This window comes from Reyranella aquatilis (assembly GCF_020880995.1).
Classification (GTDB): domain Bacteria; phylum Pseudomonadota; class Alphaproteobacteria; order Reyranellales; family Reyranellaceae; genus Reyranella; species Reyranella aquatilis.
Map to the genome: position 1 here is coordinate 110,752 of NZ_JAJISD010000014.1, position 17,384 is coordinate 128,135.

At 69.3% G+C, this 17,384-nt stretch carries 19 protein-coding genes; 3 read left to right on the plus strand and 16 right to left on the minus strand.

Annotated features, from left to right (window positions below):
* Position 1: 1 nt before the first annotated feature.
* Positions 2 to 262, minus strand: a complete 261-nt coding sequence (locus tag LJ725_RS25725; RefSeq protein WP_230553816.1) for a hypothetical protein — start codon at positions 260 to 262, stop codon at positions 2 to 4.
* Between the two features lie 135 nt (positions 263 to 397).
* Here LJ725_RS25725 and LJ725_RS25730 point away from each other — a divergent pair, with 135 nt between their 5' ends.
* Positions 398 to 814, plus strand: coding sequence for a hypothetical protein (locus tag LJ725_RS25730; RefSeq protein WP_230553817.1), 417 nt, complete (start codon positions 398 to 400; stop codon positions 812 to 814).
* 44 nt (positions 815 to 858) lie between these two features.
* On the opposite strand, the gene LJ725_RS25735 is transcribed toward LJ725_RS25730, so the two are convergent.
* From LJ725_RS25735 to LJ725_RS25760, 6 genes are all read right to left on the minus strand, one after another.
* Positions 859 to 2,358 carry a M81 family metallopeptidase gene (locus LJ725_RS25735; RefSeq protein WP_230553818.1) on the minus strand — a complete coding sequence of 500 codons (1,500 nt, stop codon included), beginning with the start codon at positions 2,356 to 2,358 and terminating at the stop codon, positions 859 to 861.
* A 16-nt stretch (positions 2,359 to 2,374) separates the two neighbouring features.
* A complete protein-coding gene (locus tag LJ725_RS25740; protein WP_230553819.1) occupies positions 2,375 to 3,961 on the minus strand; it encodes an ABC transporter substrate-binding protein in 1,587 nt (528 codons plus the stop codon).
* A gap of 330 nt (positions 3,962 to 4,291) precedes the next feature.
* Complete coding sequence (locus tag LJ725_RS25745) at positions 4,292 to 5,242, minus strand: SGNH/GDSL hydrolase family protein (protein WP_230553820.1); 951 nt, start codon at positions 5,240 to 5,242, stop codon at positions 4,292 to 4,294.
* 11 nt (positions 5,243 to 5,253) lie between these two features.
* Positions 5,254 to 5,538: a hypothetical protein gene (locus tag LJ725_RS25750; RefSeq protein WP_230553893.1), complete on the minus strand. Its 285-nt coding sequence runs from the start codon at positions 5,536 to 5,538 to the stop codon at positions 5,254 to 5,256.
* Between the two features lie 118 nt (positions 5,539 to 5,656).
* Positions 5,657 to 6,373, minus strand: coding sequence for an SOS response-associated peptidase family protein (locus LJ725_RS25755; RefSeq protein WP_230553821.1), 717 nt, complete (start codon positions 6,371 to 6,373; stop codon positions 5,657 to 5,659).
* Between the two features lie 75 nt (positions 6,374 to 6,448).
* Positions 6,449 to 7,066: a class I SAM-dependent methyltransferase gene (locus LJ725_RS25760; RefSeq protein ID WP_230553822.1), complete on the minus strand. Its 618-nt coding sequence runs from the start codon at positions 7,064 to 7,066 to the stop codon at positions 6,449 to 6,451.
* A gap of 178 nt (positions 7,067 to 7,244) precedes the next feature.
* Between LJ725_RS25760 and LJ725_RS25765 the strand changes: the two genes are divergently transcribed.
* On the plus strand, positions 7,245 to 7,700 hold the full coding sequence (locus LJ725_RS25765; RefSeq protein ID WP_230553823.1) for a YccF domain-containing protein: 456 nt from the start codon (positions 7,245 to 7,247) through the stop codon (positions 7,698 to 7,700).
* A gap of 24 nt (positions 7,701 to 7,724) precedes the next feature.
* On the opposite strand, the gene LJ725_RS25770 is transcribed toward LJ725_RS25765, so the two are convergent.
* The 6 genes from LJ725_RS25770 to LJ725_RS25795 all read right to left on the minus strand — a co-directional run bounded on the left by LJ725_RS25770 (position 7,725) and on the right by LJ725_RS25795 (position 15,319).
* Positions 7,725 to 8,552 (minus strand): alpha/beta hydrolase, encoded by an 828-nt coding sequence (locus LJ725_RS25770; RefSeq protein ID WP_230553824.1) that lies wholly within the window; start codon positions 8,550 to 8,552, stop codon positions 7,725 to 7,727.
* Between the two features lie 28 nt (positions 8,553 to 8,580).
* On the minus strand, positions 8,581 to 10,737 hold the full coding sequence (locus tag LJ725_RS25775) for a hypothetical protein (RefSeq protein ID WP_230553825.1): 2,157 nt from the start codon (positions 10,735 to 10,737) through the stop codon (positions 8,581 to 8,583).
* A gap of 38 nt (positions 10,738 to 10,775) precedes the next feature.
* Complete coding sequence (locus LJ725_RS25780) at positions 10,776 to 11,816, minus strand: autotransporter outer membrane beta-barrel domain-containing protein (RefSeq protein WP_230553826.1); 1,041 nt, start codon at positions 11,814 to 11,816, stop codon at positions 10,776 to 10,778.
* Between the two features lie 8 nt (positions 11,817 to 11,824).
* Complete coding sequence (locus tag LJ725_RS25785) at positions 11,825 to 13,369, minus strand: hypothetical protein (protein WP_230553827.1); 1,545 nt, start codon at positions 13,367 to 13,369, stop codon at positions 11,825 to 11,827.
* Between the two features lie 366 nt (positions 13,370 to 13,735).
* Complete coding sequence (locus LJ725_RS25790; RefSeq protein ID WP_230553828.1) at positions 13,736 to 14,587, minus strand: carboxypeptidase-like regulatory domain-containing protein; 852 nt, start codon at positions 14,585 to 14,587, stop codon at positions 13,736 to 13,738.
* Between the two features lie 285 nt (positions 14,588 to 14,872).
* Positions 14,873 to 15,319, minus strand: a complete 447-nt coding sequence (locus tag LJ725_RS25795; protein ID WP_230553829.1) for a hypothetical protein — start codon at positions 15,317 to 15,319, stop codon at positions 14,873 to 14,875.
* A gap of 349 nt (positions 15,320 to 15,668) precedes the next feature.
* Between LJ725_RS25795 and LJ725_RS25800 the strand changes: the two genes are divergently transcribed.
* Positions 15,669 to 16,070: a hypothetical protein gene (locus LJ725_RS25800; RefSeq protein ID WP_230553830.1), complete on the plus strand. Its 402-nt coding sequence runs from the start codon at positions 15,669 to 15,671 to the stop codon at positions 16,068 to 16,070.
* A gap of 263 nt (positions 16,071 to 16,333) precedes the next feature.
* Here the strand turns inward: LJ725_RS25800 and LJ725_RS25805 are convergent, their stop codons facing one another.
* From LJ725_RS25805 to LJ725_RS25815, 3 genes are all read right to left on the minus strand, one after another.
* Entirely contained in the window at positions 16,334 to 16,498 is a 165-nt protein-coding gene (locus tag LJ725_RS25805) for a hypothetical protein (protein ID WP_230553831.1), read from the minus strand.
* Positions 16,499 to 16,652: 154 nt separating this feature from the next.
* Positions 16,653 to 17,060, minus strand: coding sequence for a terminase small subunit-like protein (locus LJ725_RS25810; RefSeq protein WP_230553832.1), 408 nt, complete (start codon positions 17,058 to 17,060; stop codon positions 16,653 to 16,655).
* Positions 17,060 to 17,314 (minus strand): hypothetical protein, encoded by a 255-nt coding sequence (locus LJ725_RS25815; RefSeq protein ID WP_230553833.1) that lies wholly within the window; start codon positions 17,312 to 17,314, stop codon positions 17,060 to 17,062. The genes LJ725_RS25810 and LJ725_RS25815 overlap by 1 nt, the downstream gene beginning before the upstream one ends.
* Positions 17,315 to 17,384 lie beyond the last annotated feature (70 nt).

Sequence of the window (17,384 nt, forward strand, 5' to 3'; positions counted from 1 at the left end):
ATCAGTACTGCGTGTTGCCGCCGCCGCTGGTGGCGCCGCGGGCGGAGTCCTCCTTGATGCGCTGTTCCAGCATGGTGCTGGAGCTGGTCTGGCCGTTCCAGGTGGCGTTCACGTTCGACCGCGTGCCCATGTAGCGCTCCGGCGCCGCCCCGTAGGCTCCGCCGTTTCCGGCATTTCCATCGTTGCCGCCGCTGCAGCCGGCCAGGCCCATAACCATCGCCGTCAGCGCCGCTACGACAGTCGTGCTAATCTTTACCGCCATCCCGCCCTCCGGATCATCTGGAGGCACAATGCACCAAAACGGAATCGGTGTCGCACTGCAGTGTAATTACACATTTTATGTCTTCATTGTTGATGCAGTCTCTTTAAGACTAGTGTAAGTCGTGGGGATACCGCCATGCCCCTCCATTGGAATGTCCATTCGGATTCGCGCTTCTTCGAAGTGATCTGCGACGGCAACGTCGAAGCGCATGAGGTCCACGCCATGCTCGATGCGCTGGTGGGCGCGCGGGCACTCGGCTACCGCAAGCTGTTCGACGGGACGCGCGGCGAGACGAACATAAGCGCGATGGAAATCGTCGATATCGGTGTCCGCATGCGCAACCTGCACAGGGGCGACGTGAAGCTCGGACCTCTCGCCGTCGCCATTGCGGACGACAAGTACGTTCTGCTCGGCCGCGCGCTGGGCATGCTTGCGGCGCCGCGCCGGCCGATGCGCGTCTTCAAGACCGTCCAGCAGGCCCATCGCTGGCTCAACTCGCCCGCCATTCTCGCCAGCGTGCCCGAGCCCGAGTCCGAAGTCCCCTCTGCGTGATGACGCGATCCGCGTAAGCTTGGCCGCCTCGACCTCGGCGCGGCTTACGGCACCGGCGTCTCGACCGGGTCGAGCGGCCAGATCGGACGGCGCAGCTTCGAATAGGTGAAGCGCGTGGCGTCGGTCGAGCAGAGACCGCCCGCGTCGACCAGCATGACCTGCCGCGCGATCGGCTCGAAGGCGGCGCGGAAATGCTGCGAGCTCTTCACCACCAGCACGTTGCGGCGCAGCGGATCGATGCCCTGGCTCAGGAACACCTGCAGGTCGATCGTGTGCATGCGGATCGAGGTCGTGACGACGTCGATGCCGCCTGCTCCACCGAGCCGCAACACCGCGGTCGGCCCCAGCGCGACCTGCACGCCGGCATTCATCGGCCCGTCGTTGCGGAAGTTGCCGTCGGAGAGATGCATCACCTCGGCCATCGCGCGCACCGGCGCGCCCAGCGACGGATCGGTATGGCCGCCCAGCGCCACGTCGATGCGTGCGCCGACGCCCGCCTTCAGCGCCTGTCGCACGGTGCCGGGATCGTAGATCGTGCCGATCGCGACGTTGGGCACGCCCGCTTCGAGCAGCGCGCGCAGCAGGTTGGGCGCGTCGTTGTAGCCGCCGCCACCGGGATTGTCGGTGCCCTCGGCCAGCACCAGCGGCCGCTCGCCGCCGGCGCGCGCCGCCCCGACCGCCTCGGCGATGGAGCGATAGGACGAGGAGAACTCGTTCCGCCGCGCCCACATCTCGTCGATCAGCGCGCGGGCCGCCGCGCGCGCCGCGTCCTCGGCGCCGGGCTCGTGACTGACCGCGACCGACGGACCGGCCCACGGGATGTCGGACCAGGTGAAGCCCACCTGGATCGAGACCACGTTGAGGCCCGGCTGCCGTTCGAAGGCTTCGGCGCGCGCCAGCAGGTCGCGCATGATGCCGGGCTGCGTGGTGCGGCCGTGATCGGCGCCCTTCAGCATCGCGGGCTGCACCAGCAGACAGCGCGGCTGCTTCCTCCCCTGCAAGGCATCCTCGACCAGCTGCGCGGCCTGCATCGCGCGCTCGTAGCCATCGACATGCGGATAGGTGCGATAGCTCACCAGCGCGTTGGCGTTGCGCGCCATGCGCTCGGTGGCATTGGCGTGCAGGTCGAGCGTCGCCACGATCGGCACGTCGGGGCCGACCACGCCGCGCAGCGCTTCGAGCAACGCGCCCTCGGCATCGTCCTCGGTCTCGCTCACCATCGCGCCGTGCAGCGAGAGGCAGACCGCGTCGACTTTTCCGCCGCGCGCCGCGTCCACGATACACCCGCTGATATGCTCCCAGGCTTCGCGCGTCAGCGGCCCCGAGGGGATCGTGTTGGCAGCGACGCTCCAGACCGGCGCCCAGCCGTGCAGCTTCGCGGCATCGATGAAGCCGCCCAGCTCGTTCCGCGTGCCGGTGAAGTTGGGCACGATCGCCTCGCCCTCGACGAGACGCTGGCGGCGATAGTCCTCCAGCGTCGTCGACAGTTTCGAGAAGGTGTTGGTCTCGTGCATGAACTGCGCGATCAGGACCCGGCTCGGCATGGCGCTCAGTCCCGTCCTATTCCTTCTCGACGTTCCAGAACACCGTCACCGGCGAGGTGACGTTGCCGCTGACGGCCTTGCGGCGCGCCATGGCGCTGGTGAACTGGCCGAGGAAGGCGTGCGTGGGCGTCTCGGCGGCGCGCAGCTGGATCTTCTCGACGATCTGCTTGCGCCTGGCCTCGTCCGGCTCGTCGGCGAAGGCGGCCCGCAGGCGCACCAGCTCCTCGTCGCAGGGCCAGCCAAACGGGGCCTTGTCGCAGGTCGCCACGATGAAGCCCAGCGCCAGCGGATCGAGCGCATCCGGCGCCGAGGTCGAGGTGATCAGCGCGCTCCAGCCGCCCTTGTCCGGCGGATCCTTCCTGGCGCGGCGCGCGACCAGCGTCTGCCAGTCCATCGACTGCATGTCGACCTTCATGCCGGCCTTCTCCATCAGCGACTTGGCGATCGGCGCCATGTTGGCGAGCGCATAGAGATCGGTGGAGTGCAGCAGCACCGCGGGCGTGTTGTCGTAGCCGCCCTCGGCGAGGAGCTGCCGGGCCTTGGCGAAGTTGCTCTCGTACTTGTCCTCGAAGCCCACGGTCGTCTCATAGGGTCCGCCGCAGATGAACATGGCCTTGCAGACCGTGTAGTACTCGGGCTCGCCGATCACGCCGTCGAGGAAGTCCTTCTGGTTGAAGGCATAGAGCATCGCCTGCCGGATCTTGGCGTTGTCGAACGGCTTGTGCAGCTGGTTGAAGCGATAGATGTACTGGTTGCCCCACTTGCTGGGATTGATCAGCTCGGCATTGCGGTCCTTCTTGATCAGCGGATAGAGGTCGTGCTGCGGCGCCTCGATGATGTCGATCTCGGCCGCCTGCAGCGCGTTCACCGCGGTCTGCTGGTCGGGCATGGCGATCCATTCGACGCGATCGACCTTGGCGACCTTGCCGCCGGCGAGGCCGGAAGCCGGCTCGGGCCGTGGCTTGTACTTCGGGTTCTTCACATAGACGGTCCTGTCGCCGGGCTTCCATTCGTCGGCCTTGAAGATGAAGGGTCCGGAACCGACGAACTCCTTGATCTGGTCGTTGGGCGAGGTCTCCGCGACCCGCTTCGGCATGATGAACGGATTGCCCGAGGGCTTGGACAGCGCCTGCAGCACCACGCCGGTCGGCTGCTTCAGCACGAACTGGAAAGTCTTCGCATCGACCGCCCTGGCCTCGGCCATCCTGCTCCACAGGATCTGGCCCACCGAATCGCGCACTGCCCAGCGCCTGAGCGATGCCAGCACGTCCTCGGTCGTCACGGGCTGGCCGTCGTGGAACTCGAGCCCGTCGCGCAAGGTGAAGGTCCAGGTGAGATTGTCGGGCGTGACGCTCCAGCTCTCGACCATCTGCGGCTTGACCCGGAGGTCGCCGTCGAGCGCGAACAGCGTGTCGTAGACCATGTAGCCGTGGTTGCGCACGATGAAGGCGGAGGTCCAGATCGGATCGAGAATCTTGAGATCCGAATGCATCACGACCTTCAGCGTCTTCGGCTGCTGCGCCGATGCCCCGTCCGGCAAAGTCATCAGAAGCGGCGCCGCGGCCATCGCCGCCAGCCAGCCCATCAGCCTGCGTCCCACCATCGCCCCCTCCTCTTCACACACGCTGAAGATGCTGGGGCTGCCGCAGGACGCTGTGAAATTCATTCGTCCCGAAGGTTCATTCCTTCATCTCATGAACGAGAGGCCAGAGACGGCCGGTCCTCCCAGCCAAGTCAATCCCTTGCCTCATCCTGAGGAGGTCGCGCAGCGACCGTCTCGAAGGATGGGAACGCGCACCTTGCTTGTTGCCCATCCTTCGAGACGCGGCCTGAGGCCGCTCCTCAGGATGAGGTAAGGGCTTGAAGCGATTCAATTCATTTCGAGCCAGCCTCTCAGGGTGAGGCCGGTGGCTCAAAATGAGGTGGAAAGACTCTAGCGGTCGAGACTCAGGAAGTAGTCCGCGATCCGTTCATAGGCGGCGGGCGTCGGGTGATACTCGAAGGGCGGCGCGATCAGATAGGCATCGCTGTAGTCGGGGATGATCTGGCGGATCGTATGGACGCGCAGCCCCTGCTCGCGCAGTCGCCGGACGACACCCTCGGTGGTGCCGTCCCAGGTAAAGACGTGGAAGCGGATGCCGGGGTAGAGCCGCTCGAGTTCGCGCGACGCTTCCGCGATCAGCGCGGCCGCCAGCTCTTCCTCCTCCTCTTCGGTCAGACGGTTGAAGCCGATCAGCTCGCGCCAGCTCCTGCCCACCGTGTTGAAGTTGCCCTCGCGCACCGGCCGCCCGTCGTCGTCCACGACGAAGAGCGGGCCGAACCTGTCCCACTTGCCGCGTCCCGCGGCGCGCGCCGTGTGGGCGGGAATGAACAGGTAGACGGCATCGGTCGGCTTGCAGGAGATGGCCCGCTGGAAACGGCCCGACTGGAGCCCGGCGAGGAACTGGTGCGGTCCCCAGCCGCCGATCCCGAGGCTCTTGACCTCGACCTCTCCCCGGCTCCGGGCGACGATCTGCGCCGCCGAAGTCTCGTCGTCGTCGACACCCTCGCCGAAGGTGAAGGAATCGCCGAACTGGAGCAGGCAGCGCGGCGCGCCCTCCACCCTGGGCACGACGCGAAAGCGATCCGGGCCGGTCGTGTAGGAGGCGTCGTAGATGACACGCGAATCCAGCAGCCTGCGCGCGGTGACGTGCTTGTCGGGCTGCGCGATGAAGCCCACGTCCTCGATGCCCTGGTCGTAGAAGCCGTTGACGAACGTCCCCTCCATGCGGAGCCGGTCGCTCTGACCGTCCACGAAGTCGCTGTTCTTCCAAGCGCCGAAGGCGAGCGCCGCAACGACGGCCGCGACGAGGCTGATCGCCCCCGCCAGAACCCAGCTCTTCATTCTTTCGAGGATCAGCGCCGGGCTCGATCGCCGCGGTCACCCTGACCCGGCTTGCTGACCGTCCTGGCCTTCTGGCGACGATCGGACCTCAGGGACCTGCTGACGTCGACGACCTCCTTGAAGGAAGTCCCGCGCTCGTTGCGGCGAACGAACAGCTTGTTGGTGCCGGTGTCGATCAGTTCGCGCCGGTTGGCCGACTTCGCGGCGGTCTTGCGCTTCGCCGCCTTCGCGCCCTTCTTCTTTGCTGCTTTCTTTTTCGCTGACTTCTTCTTCGCTGCGTTCTTCTTCGCGGCCATGCGGTCTCTCCCTGGAGTCGACCTCAACGGCCCACGCGGTAAAGAGTTCCAGGCGCAGGACCGTGCCCGCCGGATCGAGCTTTCACCGGTCTTCGCGAGACCGAGCGGCGCGTGTCGATCAGCTCTTGCGCGTGCGCGGCTTCGGCGGTTCCGGCGCGGAGGTCCAGCCGACGCCTTCCATCGTGCGCAGCAGCGCTTTCGCCGCCATCGCGTCGGCGCCGTTTTCGCCCAGCCAGGTCGACCAGGCGGGATCGCCGTCCTCGAGGATCGCGGGCATGCGCGGATCGCCCTCGCCGCTCTTGATCGTGCGGCGGATCAGTTCGTTGGCCGGCACGGTCGCCATGACGCAGAACAGAAGCGGCGCGGGCTGGCCCTCGATCGCGTAGCGCCGCCATACGAAGGCGAAGCCGCGCGGCCGGCCGTCGCGCGGATCGATCGTCCACTGCTTGGTCGCGGTCGCGCCCGAGGGCTTCGTGATCTCCTCGCCCTCGTTGAAGGTGCGGAAGACGACGATGCCGCGCTGGCCGGCATGGAACGGCGTGCGGAACGGCTCCTTCCGGTCGATCGTCTCGGAGCGCGCATGGATCGGGCGCGGCCGGCGCCAGTCGCGCGGATCGGGAAAGCCCCAGCGCATCGGCACGACGCGGCGCCGTCCCGCCTCGGCATCCCACACGATCACCGGCACCGCCGCGCCGACGCGATACGTGACGATGCCGTCCTCGCCCGCCCCGGCTTCCGCGCCCTCGCCATCGCTCGCGGCGTCACCCACCGTCAGCGGTTGCGAGAAGGCGACCACCTCGCGCCACGAAGCCTGCGCCGTGAACTTTCCGCACATGCTGTCACGCTAGCATCGCTCCGGCCGCCCGCGCCATCGCGGCCAGAAGATCGTGCGGCCCGGTACCGCTTCTCTCTAAGTCCGCCTCCTGAAGGTCGCATAGCTGAACCGCTGTTCCGTCCCCCAGGGTGTCCGGTGCGCTTCGGAGGCTTCGCCGGTCAGGCTGAACGCCGGACCGAGGCGTGCCGCCAGCGTGGCAGCGCTGTAGCGCTGTACCGCAAGGCCGCTGCACTTTTCGGGACCGTCCAGCGCGAACGTCGCCATGATGACGGCGGAGCCCGCCGATGTGCCTGCCTCCAGGGCCGAGAGGTAGGCGGCCTGATTGTCCGGCTCGGTGAGGAAGTGAAAGACCGCGCGATCGTGCCAGACGGCATAGGCGCGGGGCGGGCGCCACTGGGTGATGTCGGCCGCGATCCACGCGACCTTGCCGGCCTCTCTGCCGAGCCTCGTCCGGGATTTCTCCAGGGCTGCTTCGGCCACGTCGAGAACCGTCAGGTCCGTGTAGCCCCGGGCGATCAGGTCATCGACCAGCCGCGATGCACCGCCCCCGATGTCGACGATCGCCGACGCACGATCGGGCATCGCCGATGCGATGAGCTCGAGAGACCGCTCCGAGTGCGGCTGAAACCAGCTCACGGCGGTTTCAGACTTCGTGGAATAGACTTCTTCCCAATGGCTGCGCGTGCCGCTCATGCGTGCCTCCTCTCATCCGGCGACACGCGCCAGAAGCCGGCCAACCCTGCCGACAATCGGAGGCGACTGCCAGCCCAATCCTTCTGGCCGCCCTCGCCGGGAAGGCGGCGTTTGAGCGGGCGGCGCCGGCAGGGCAAGGTGTCGGTGCGCGCCGGCGGCCGGTGCTGGAGAAAGACACATGCGGACCCTCGGCAACATCCTGTGGCACGTCCCGTTCCTCGGGTTCCTGACGGCGGCCTTCTACTGGCTGCTCGGGCTGGTGCTCACCCTGCTGGTCGTCACCGCGCCGCTTGGGCTGGGGCTGATGGAGTTCGGCAAGTTCCTGCTCGCGCCGTTCGGCAACGAGATGGTGAGCAAGGCCAGCCTCAACGTGAAGCAGAACCCGGTGTGGGAAGCCTATTCGACGATCGTGATGATCCTCTACCTGCCGTTCGGCGTGCTGTTCGTGATCCTGAACGCGATCCAGGTGTTCGCGCTGTGCTTCTCGATCGTCGGCATCCCGGTTGCGCTGGTGATCGCCAAGTCGCTGGGCACCGTGCTCAACCCGGTGAACAAGGTCTGCGTGCCCTCCGCCGTCGCCGAGGAAATGGCCCGCCGCAACGCCAGCGCCGCCCTCGACCGCCGCGCCGGCTGACGCGGCGCCGCTTTACCGGCCGATCTATCGCGCGGCCAGCGCGACGTTGCGCAGGCGCGGCCAGTCGCGGGACCAGCAGCAGCGATGGTCGAAGTCCGGCTCGACGATCAGCGTCGCCGACGCGCCGAGCCTGTCGATCGCCGAGGCGACCGAGGCGACGGGCACGACCTTGTCCTTACCGCCGGCGAACGCGACCGTGCGTATCCGCGAGAGGCGGTCGATCCGGTCGAGCGGCAGCGGCACGCCGTCGAGCGGCGACACGCCCAGGCGGCGCGTCCAGTCGGCCACATCGAGTGGCGCGGCCACGGTGACGAGCCGCGCCACGTCGCTGCGTCGCGCCGCGACGAGCGCCGCGATCACGCCGCCGCCGGAATAGCCCACCAGCACCAGCGCGCGTTCGGGATGGCGCAGCCGCTCGCGCGTGATGACGTCATCGACCGACGCAACGACATCGTCGGCGAACCGGCCGGTCGTCCAGGCGCGCACGCTACAACGCGGATCGGCGCGGCCGGCCGCGAACTGACAGGGCCGCGCGATGTAGAGGACGGCGGGTCCGGGATCGGCGGCGGCGAGGCGCAGCGCCACCGGATCCGCCGGCGTCGGATCGGAGGACGGCGTGCGCGCGTCGATGTAGGCGAGCCCGTCGCCCTCGAGGTAGACGAACAGCGGCCCGGGCCGTCCGTCGTCGCGCCGCCAGCTCTGCAGATCGAAGCCCGCGCCCCCGGATGTTGCCGCGACAAGCCCCGCCGCGCGCGCGATCCCCGCCGCGGTCTCGTCGCGCGCGGCTCCGCCCTGACCGCACCCGGCCAGCATCGCCGCGAGCGTGACGAGCGCGACGAGACGAACGGCCACGTCGCGCGCCGCGATCACCTGCACGCCGTCAGCGCGTCGTACTCACATCCATCAGGATGTTGTTGGCGTCGACCAGTCCAGGCGCACTGCCGGCGGCGCGATCCTGCAGCGACTTCACCATCGCCGGATCGAGCGGGATCGGGCCGTCGGGTCCGGGCACGGTCAGCGACGCCGTGCCGGTCCGCGGCAGGATCTGCGGCAGCTGCTGGCCGTTGCCCCAGTTGGCCTCCATCGCATTGCCGTCGCGGCCGATGCGAAGATCGGCCTTGAGCGTCGTCACGTCACTGGCCGGCACGGAGCCGGTGAAGACCGCCACGGTGCCGTCGATCCTGACAGCAGCGACGACCCCGATGATGATTCCCGTCGAGCCCGAGACCTGCTGCGCCGTCGGTATCGTCGGCTCAGCGGTCTTCTTCAGCGCCGACGCGAGGTCCGCGCCGCTGAACTCGATCACCGTGTTGCCGACCGGCAGCTTGCCCAGCCGTGTCCAGCCTTCGCCGTCGCTGCGCAACTGCCGCGTGCCATCCGGCCCCGTCGCCGTCACGCCGACTTCGGGAAGCTTCACCGACGGCTTCTTGATGTTGGAGCGGCTCGTGACGATGGGCGCTTCGTTGGCGGTCGGCGTACCGGGGCCGCCAGACCCGGTTTGCGGGATCGACAGACTCTGTACCCGTATGGTCGACACGTCGGCGGAGATGCGCAATCGCAATTCCGAGGGGGCCGGTACGCCGTCCCGGCCGACGTCAGTCGTCGGGCTTCCGTCGCCCCAGTTCACCTTCGGGCTGCCGCCGCCGTCGGGGATCACGATGTCGATCTGCAGCGCGCGCGCGTTGGCGAGGAGCGACCGCGGAAAGGTGCGTTCGACCATCCTCGGCTGCGGCGCCTCGCCCACTTTCTGCACCGCCGGCAGCAGCAGGCCGATCAGGATGCCGGCCGGCTGCGCCGGCTCGCTGCCGGGCCCGCCGGGCAGTCGGACGTCCAGCAGCTTCTTCGTGTCGAGCACCACCGAATGGGTTCCGGGAGTCAGCACGCCCAGCGTCGACGTGCCGTTGCCGCCGGTGGATTGCGTCATGGCGCCACCTCCCGGCTGCTTCTGCACTACGACGTCGATGCCCGGGATCGGGTTGTTTTGATAGTTCCGCTGCGGCTTTTCGGGTTCGCCCGCCACGGCCTCCAGCGAGGGCCGCTTGATGTTGGAGCGGCTCGTGTTGATGGCCGCTTCGTTGGCGGTCGGCTTGTCGCCCGCGCCCGGGTTCCCCGGCGAGGTACCGAGCCGCGTCGTGCTCACTTCCTGCAGGATGTTGTTCGCGTCGGCCAGGGCGGCGGCGGTGCTGCCGGGGACCGGCGTGACGAAGACGAGACGTGTCTCGCCGGACGTGTTGCGCTTGGCGAGATCCTCGAACAGCTTGATGTCGGCGCGACCGTCGCCGTTCACGTCGCCGGCCGCCACGTTGACGCCGATGCCGGTGCCCGGGTCGACGGTGGAGACCTGACCGCTGGCGTCGACGTCGATCCTGACCTGCAGGGGCTTCTGGCCGTCGACCGCCCGGACGACGAACGTGCGGTAGCGGCGCTCGCCTTCGCGCACCTTCTGGACCGCCGGCAGCAGCAGGCCGACGAGGGCGACCGGCTGGGCGCCGGGCTGCGGTCCCGTTCCGAGACTCCGGGGATTGACCGTCAGCTCGTGACGGCCCGGTCCCAGCCTGGCCAGCGACACGACGCCGTTGGAATCGCTGGTGACCTGGCGCTGGACGCCGGGACCGCGCTGGCTCACGCCGACGCCGCGCAGCGCCTTCACCTGCGAATCGGTGTAGGGCGGCGGCGCTGCGGTGGCCGTGGCGCGCGGCGTCTCCGGCGAGGCGGTCGGAGCCGTCGGTGCCGGCGACGGGATCGGGTTCGGGGTGGCCACCGGCGCCGGAACGACCGGCGCGGTGGCCGTCGGTGCCTTGGGCGCGGGGGGCGGCGGTGGTGGCGGCGCCACCGCGGGCGCGACGGGCACCATGGGCGGCGTGGGGGCGACCGGCGGCGGGATGAACGTCGGCGGCGGCGGCGGGGCGACGCGGGCGGGCGGCGGCGCCACGTCCATGCGCGGCGCCATCGGTCCCTGCGCGAAGGCGGAGGAGGTCCAGCCGCCGAGGCCGGCAAGGAGCATCGCCCCGGCCGTGCATGTCATCCGTCGGGTCATGTCACGTCCCTCCCCTCGCTTCGTATCGGCTTCCCTTCTCAGAACCTCACGTTCAGCCGCACGCTGCCCGACCACGACGACAGGGCGTAGCGGCCGATCGAGTTGTAGCCGGCGTCGACCGACGCCCAGATCGTGTCGTTGAGCGGGACGGTCGCGCCGGCGCCCACGGTGCCGCCGGTGTAGCCGTTGACCCAGCTGCCGGTGGGCAGGCTGAAATCGTGCTCGAGGGTGGCGCGGACATAGGGCTGCCACTTGTCGAGCGGCAGGCTGATGAAGCCGCCGACCGAGCCGCGGGTCAGCGAGGTCGACTGGCCGGGCACGACGACGAGGTTGCTGTCGGTGTAGCCGAAGCTGTTGATCGGCGAGTAGAGGATCGAGACCATCGGCGCGAGCACCACGGCGCCCACCTTGTAGTAGCCGTTCAGCCCGCCCTGGAAGTTCCACTGGCTGCTGCCGTAGGTGGCGCGATAGTTGAAGCCCGAGTTGGTCATCGAGTTCGTGCCGCCGCTGTAGCCCGCCATCGCCGAGACGTTCCAGTTCTCGTCGAGCTGGTAGCCGGCATAGGCGGTGACGCCGAAGGTCGAGTTGGTCGAGGCGAAGCCGCCGGTCAGCGTGCCGTCGGAGCCCTGCCAGGCGCCGCTGACGCCGAACAGGAACTTGGGCGTGATCTGCTTCTGCACGCCGAGCTGCGCGCCGTAGCTGCCGATCGTGTAGCCGCCGACGCCCACGCTGTTGACGCTCTGGCCGCCGCCGGTCTGGGCCCAGACCTGCCAGCTCATCGGATCGTCGCCGGCGGATACGCCGCTGTGCAGCGGCGCGAGGTCGGCCGTGCGGCGCGGGCCGGCCAGCACCGGCCCGGCCAGCGTCTGCTGGATCACCGCGCTGATGCCCGGCAGCGTGACATAGGCCGTCGTGTTGGCCTGGCTCTGGACACCGCTGTTGACCGCCGTCGACTGCGACGTGGCCGAGGGCGAGGCCGGCGCGACGGTGACCGTCTGCGGCGCGAGCTGCGCCTGCGCGGGGGCGGCCAGCAGCGCGCCCGAGGCGAGGGTGGAGAGCGCGATCAGTTTCTTCTTCATCTTGTGTCCTATGGTTGCTTCTTCTTGGGGCCGAGGAAAAGAATGCGGCCGACCGCCTCGCGGTCGACGCTGGCGGCGGCGATCGGCTTGCCGTCGCGCTTGACGTCGGTGATCGGCGTGCCGTCGCCCCAGTCCACGAGGGCGCCACTGCCGTCCTTCGCCATGCTGATGCGCACGCGCAGCGTCTGCGCCGTGGTGTCGGGCGCATAGATGTGTTCGACGAGATGCAGACGGTCCTTCTCGCCGACGCGCGGCGGCCGCCCGCCGGCATTGATCGCCTCGACGGCGGCGCGCGGCTCGACCGGCAGCAGCAGCGCCACCTTGACCGGCGGCCGCGGCGGCTCGGCGATCGGCAGGCCCAGCCTGATCTCGCGGATGCCCGGCCGCAGCGGACCGACGTCGAAGGTGCCCTTCTCGCCGGTCTGGGGCGGGGGCGGATCGTCCTTGGGCGGATCTTCCCAGGGCGGACGGTCGCGCGGCGGATCGTCCTTCGGCGGATCGTCGAGCTCGACGATCTCGATGAAGGGATCGTCGGGCGGCGGGTCGCCCTCGGGGAGGATCTCGGTCCACGGATCGTCCATCGGCGGCGGATCGGAATCGGGTGGCGGCTCGCAGTGCCACCACGGGGTGCAGGGATCCATCTGGATGAATCCCATCTTCTCGAACTTGCGAACGAACGAGACCGTGCCGATCGTGTCGACGGGGCCGCGCCCGCCGCCGACATTGACCGGCCAGCCGTCGCGCACCGTGTCGACCGGCGGCGTGCCGTCGCCCCAGTCGACGATGGTGCCGCCGCCGTTGCGCGGCACGGTGATGCGGGCGCGGATGTCCTTCTTCGGATCGGGCCGCACATAGGTGTGGACCACGAGATTGCCGCGCGGCCCGGCGCCGGGCGCGGCCGGAACGACCAGGCTGACGGTCACGCTGGGCAGGCGCTTCGTGCCGGTGGGCAGCGCGCGCTGCAGGTCGGCGAGCGGGAGCGCGAGGTCACGCACGCCGGGCGCGAGCGTGCCCAGCGAGAACTGGCCCTTGCCGTCGGTGCGGACCTGCGTGCGGTTGCCGCCCTTGTCGTCGGTGGCGACCAGCGGCACGTCGCGCGCCGGCTGCAGGCCACGGGTCGCCGAGCCGAGCGCCGCCGTCCGATCGACGGAGGGCACGGCCGGTGCGGCGGCCGGCGGACTGCCCGTCGCTGTCGTCGCCGTCGCGGGCGGGCGGTCGCGCGGCACCGGCTGGACGGGTGTTGACGGGACGGGCGCGGGCGCGACCTGCGGTTGAGGCGCGACGTCGCTGCCGGAGGCCGAGCCGGTGCGCGGCGCGGGCCCGGCCGGCGCGCCGGGCTGCAGGCCGGGCGCCGGCGGCGCCATGACCGGCGGCGGTATCGGTGGCGGAGGCGGCGGTGCCACGCGCGGTTGTGGCGTCATCGCGCCGCCGCCGGGCCCCATCGGGCCCTGCGACGCGGCGGGATACGACAACGACAGGAGCAGGGCCGCGGACAAGGCCACAGTTTTCACGCCCCGTTCGCGTGCGCGTCGCGCACCGACTCCGTTCCGCATGAAAGCTCTCCCCCAAGCCAGCAAAACCGACTCTCCCGGAAGCATCCTTACACACGGAATGAATGTGCACAAGAACTGCGCGCAATTGCGGCGTGCATGCAATTTAGCGAGGCGTCGCCGTGATGCGTGGGAGCGGAGCCGAGCGAAGTCCATCTCGCGCCACCGGAGCCAAAGCGATCGCCCACGAGGCAGACGTCCCTCGCTCACGCTCGGGATGACAGTTTTGCTGGGATTCGCGCGGCGCGCCGATCAAGCAAGAGGTGTCATGCCGAGCATGAGCGAGGGAACCTTCGCTTTCTTCACAACGCCAACCACCACGGATACTCGCCGCGAACAGAGTGGAGAGGCTGCTCCGTCCTCCGCGCGTTACTTGAAGGTGTACCTCCCGCCGCCCGTGCCGCCGACACCGTTGACCGGTGTCTGGCCGGAGTTGGTCTGGAACTTGAGCATGACCGTGTCGCTGGCCTTGGCGACCGTGAAGGTCCCGGTCGAGCTGCCGACCGGGAAGTCGGTGCGCGAGGCCGGCGTGCCATTGACGAAGACCGTCATGCTCAGCGTGCCCCCGCCGGACAGTTTCGGCAGCGCGACGTCGTAGGTGCCCGGTTCCAACTGCCTGAACGTCGTCTGCCCGTCGCCACCGGTGGTCTGTTTGATGGCGTTGCCGGCAGGCTTCTTCTGCACCACGACGTCGATGCCCGGGATCGGGTTGTTCGAATAGTTGGGCTGCGGCTTCGCGGGACCGGTCGGTGCGCCGGTCGTTCTCGAATACTGCGCGTCAACGGTCGCTGTATCACTTTCAGAGTTGTTGATGACACGGATGGTCTTCTGCGGGCCGCTCGTACCGCCGGTCGAGCTTCCGCCGGACGTCGTGAGCTTCTTGATGTCCGTCTGGGCATCCTGATCGATGTGATCGCGGTTGGAGTTGCTGGTCGCGCTGCGCGTCTGCGGCTGCGGGACGGGCTGGTTGACCGAGGGAGCGACGACCGGCATCTGCGGCACCTGGGGCGCGACGACCGGCGCCTGCGGCGTGATGGTGGGCGCCTGCGGGGCGGCCGGTGCGACGCGAGGCTGGGGCGTCATCGCACCGCCACCCGGTCCCATCGCGCCCTGCGACAGCGCGGGCGACGCGGCCAGAACGAGGCTCATGGCCAGCAGCGTCGATACGGTGCCGGCGACACGCCGCACCCGCGGCGCGGTCCGAACAGTCCGATCATTCATGCGCATCGCAGCCTCCCCCGTTGGATCGACGGTCAGGACCGCAGGGATTTTCGAGGGAGGGAGGGTCAACCGCCGACGGCCGACTTCCCAGGGCATCGAAGTCGCTACGGTACGCTAGCCAACGGATATGTTTTTTCATATTTCGTGAAACTGCACAAGACAGGCAACGGCAGCCGATCGCCGACTGGGCGACCGGCTGCGCGAGAGGCGCGCCCTTCTCGGCGACCCGGAGATCCTGCGCCGCGCCGAGGAGCCCTGCGAGGCGGTGAAGGCCGCGGTCCGGGCCTACGTCGCGGGCCGTCCGGACTGAAACCCAACGTCGGAAGTCGGACCGACAGCGGCCGTGTCGCCCGACAGGGCCTGCAGCACGGGTCTCGATTCGAGCCACTTGCGAGCCGAGGCCGCGTCCCGCACCACCTTGATGGGCCGCCGCGCGACGGCGAGGATGCCGAGCAGACGCGACAGCGCGACGGCCTGTTCGTCGCGCAGCACGAGCGCCAGAGGCCCCAGAGCGGTGTCCTGGAGAGTCCTCAGCCGGACGCCGAGCGTCATCATCTCGTCCTCCGACAGGCTGAGATCGGCGCTCTCCGCATCGAACAGCTTGCGGTAGTGGAGCGCGCCCGAGGTCGCGGCCGCGTCGAGCATGCGCTGCAGGTCGGCGAGGCCGACGACCCCCTCGCACTGGACGTCGAACAGCTGCGCTTCCGAATCGATCTTCCAATAGACCGGCATGACCCGACTCTCGCGCCCCGCGCCGCGCCCTCGCGTGACGCGGAGGTGCACCGGGGTCGCCCGCTCGCGATCATGCCACCCGAAGCGCCTGAGATACCAATGCGTTCGTGCCTTCTGCCCGTTAGCGGACAGAGAGGCGGGCCGGACGCCAAGCGCCCTCGTTCGGCGGATGGGAGATCAGCCAGCTCTACGACAAGGGCCGGTTCGTAAAGAGCAGGTTCGTGCGCGGCGTCGCCGACACGAAGGGACCAGCCGCGACAGGCCAGCGTCCAACCGTGAGACCTGCCGGCGGAGAAACTGCCGCCGTCCGCCTCCCCGCGCCGCACCGGCCGGGATAGGATAGGACCCGGTGAACTCGACCAACCTCTCCCCGAACATGCCCCTCCACTGGACCGCCCAATCCAATCCGCCCCTCGTCACCATCGTCGCCGAGGGCGACGTGACGCGCGGCGACATCGAATCGCTCTTCGCCTTCCTCGTCCGCGCCGGCCTGGTGCCGTGGCGCAAGCTGTTCGACGGGCGCAACGGCCAGGGCGTGTTCACGCTCGAGGAGGTCGAGGCGATCGGCGCGCGCATCCGCGAGGCCGCGGGCGCACAGGAGGTCGGGCCGCTCGCCTTCGTGATGCCGACCGGCGGCGAGAAGCCGGAGCTGCGGCGGCTGCTCGGCCTGATCGCGGCGGCGCAGCGGCCGATGCGGCTGTTCCGCCGGGTCGCACCGGCGCGGCGCTGGATCCTGAAGACGGACGCCTGACGCGGCGGAGATGCGCATAGAAGATAAGGGTCCCTCGCTTACGCTCCAGGGCGAGGGTTCCCCCGCCCGCGATGACACTGTTCGTTTGATCGGCGCACTGCGTCGATTCCAGCAACATTGTCATCCCGAGCCTAAGGGAGGGACCTTGCGCTTTCTTCGGCACGCCAACGACCATCGCCTTCTGAGGCGATAGCCGCGAGCCGCGCAGGAACCGCGCGCAAGAAAAAGCCCGCCTTGCGGCGGGCTTCTCTTATCGAACCGGATCAGCGGTTCTCGGACTGGCCGGGCTTCTGGCCCTGACCCTGGCTCTTGTCCGAACCCTGCTCCTTGCCGCCCTGGTTCTGCTTCTGGTTCTGCTGCTGTTCCTTCTGGGCCTGCTCGCGCTGCTGGTTCTGGTTCGGGTTCTGGGTCTGGTTGTTGTTGTTCACGAAAATCTCCATCGGATGTGCGCGGCCGGGACGGCGGCGCTTGTCCGTGGAGAACGGCCCGTTCGACGAACCGGTTGCCCACGCCGGCAAAGATCACGCGGACAAATAAAGGCGGAACAGGGTGCGCCAGCGCACCGACAGGAGGGCGTTCCTCTCACACCTCGCGCAGGCGCTTCACCCGCTCGCGGCCCTTCTCGATCGCATCGCCGACCGTCACGCGCAGTGTCGCCTCGGGCGCGGGACGCTCGCCGTATTTGCCCGGCGCGATGCGCGCGACGTACCACTTGATCGCATCGACATAGAGACGGCGCGCGGTGGCGTCGCCGGGCGAGGCCTCGCGCGCGACGCGGATCGCATCCTCGGCCAGCGCGTCGGCCAGCGTCTCGCGCGCCAGCGTGTAGCGGTTGCGGAACTGGGCGTTCTCGCGCAGCCATTGCCTCACCGTGCCGGCCAGCGGCATGCGCCGCGCGCGGCAGACCTCGTGCAGCAGATTGCCTTCGGCGACGCGGCGGCAGATCTCGGCTCCCAGCGCTTCGGTGAAGCGCACCGGACGCTCGTCCATCAGCCCTGCCCCTCGGAGCCGGCATCGATGCGGCCGGCCACCTTCTTGCCGAGACGGCGGCGGTTCACGCGCATCAGCGCGACCGTGGCGGCGCGCGACTGGCCGGGCGAAAGCCCCGCCTCGCGGCGGCGACGACGCACGAGGTCGGGATGACGCGCCATCGCCGCGGCGATCTCGCCGTCGGTGTGGCCCGCCGCCACCAGCCGCCGCAGGCGCGCGGCATCGTCGGCGGTCCAGGGACGGCCGCGGCTCATGGCGCGGCTCCCGCGAAGCCTTCGCCCTCTTGCCGCCCCGTGCGCCGCGCCGCGCGCCGCGCGCGCGCCG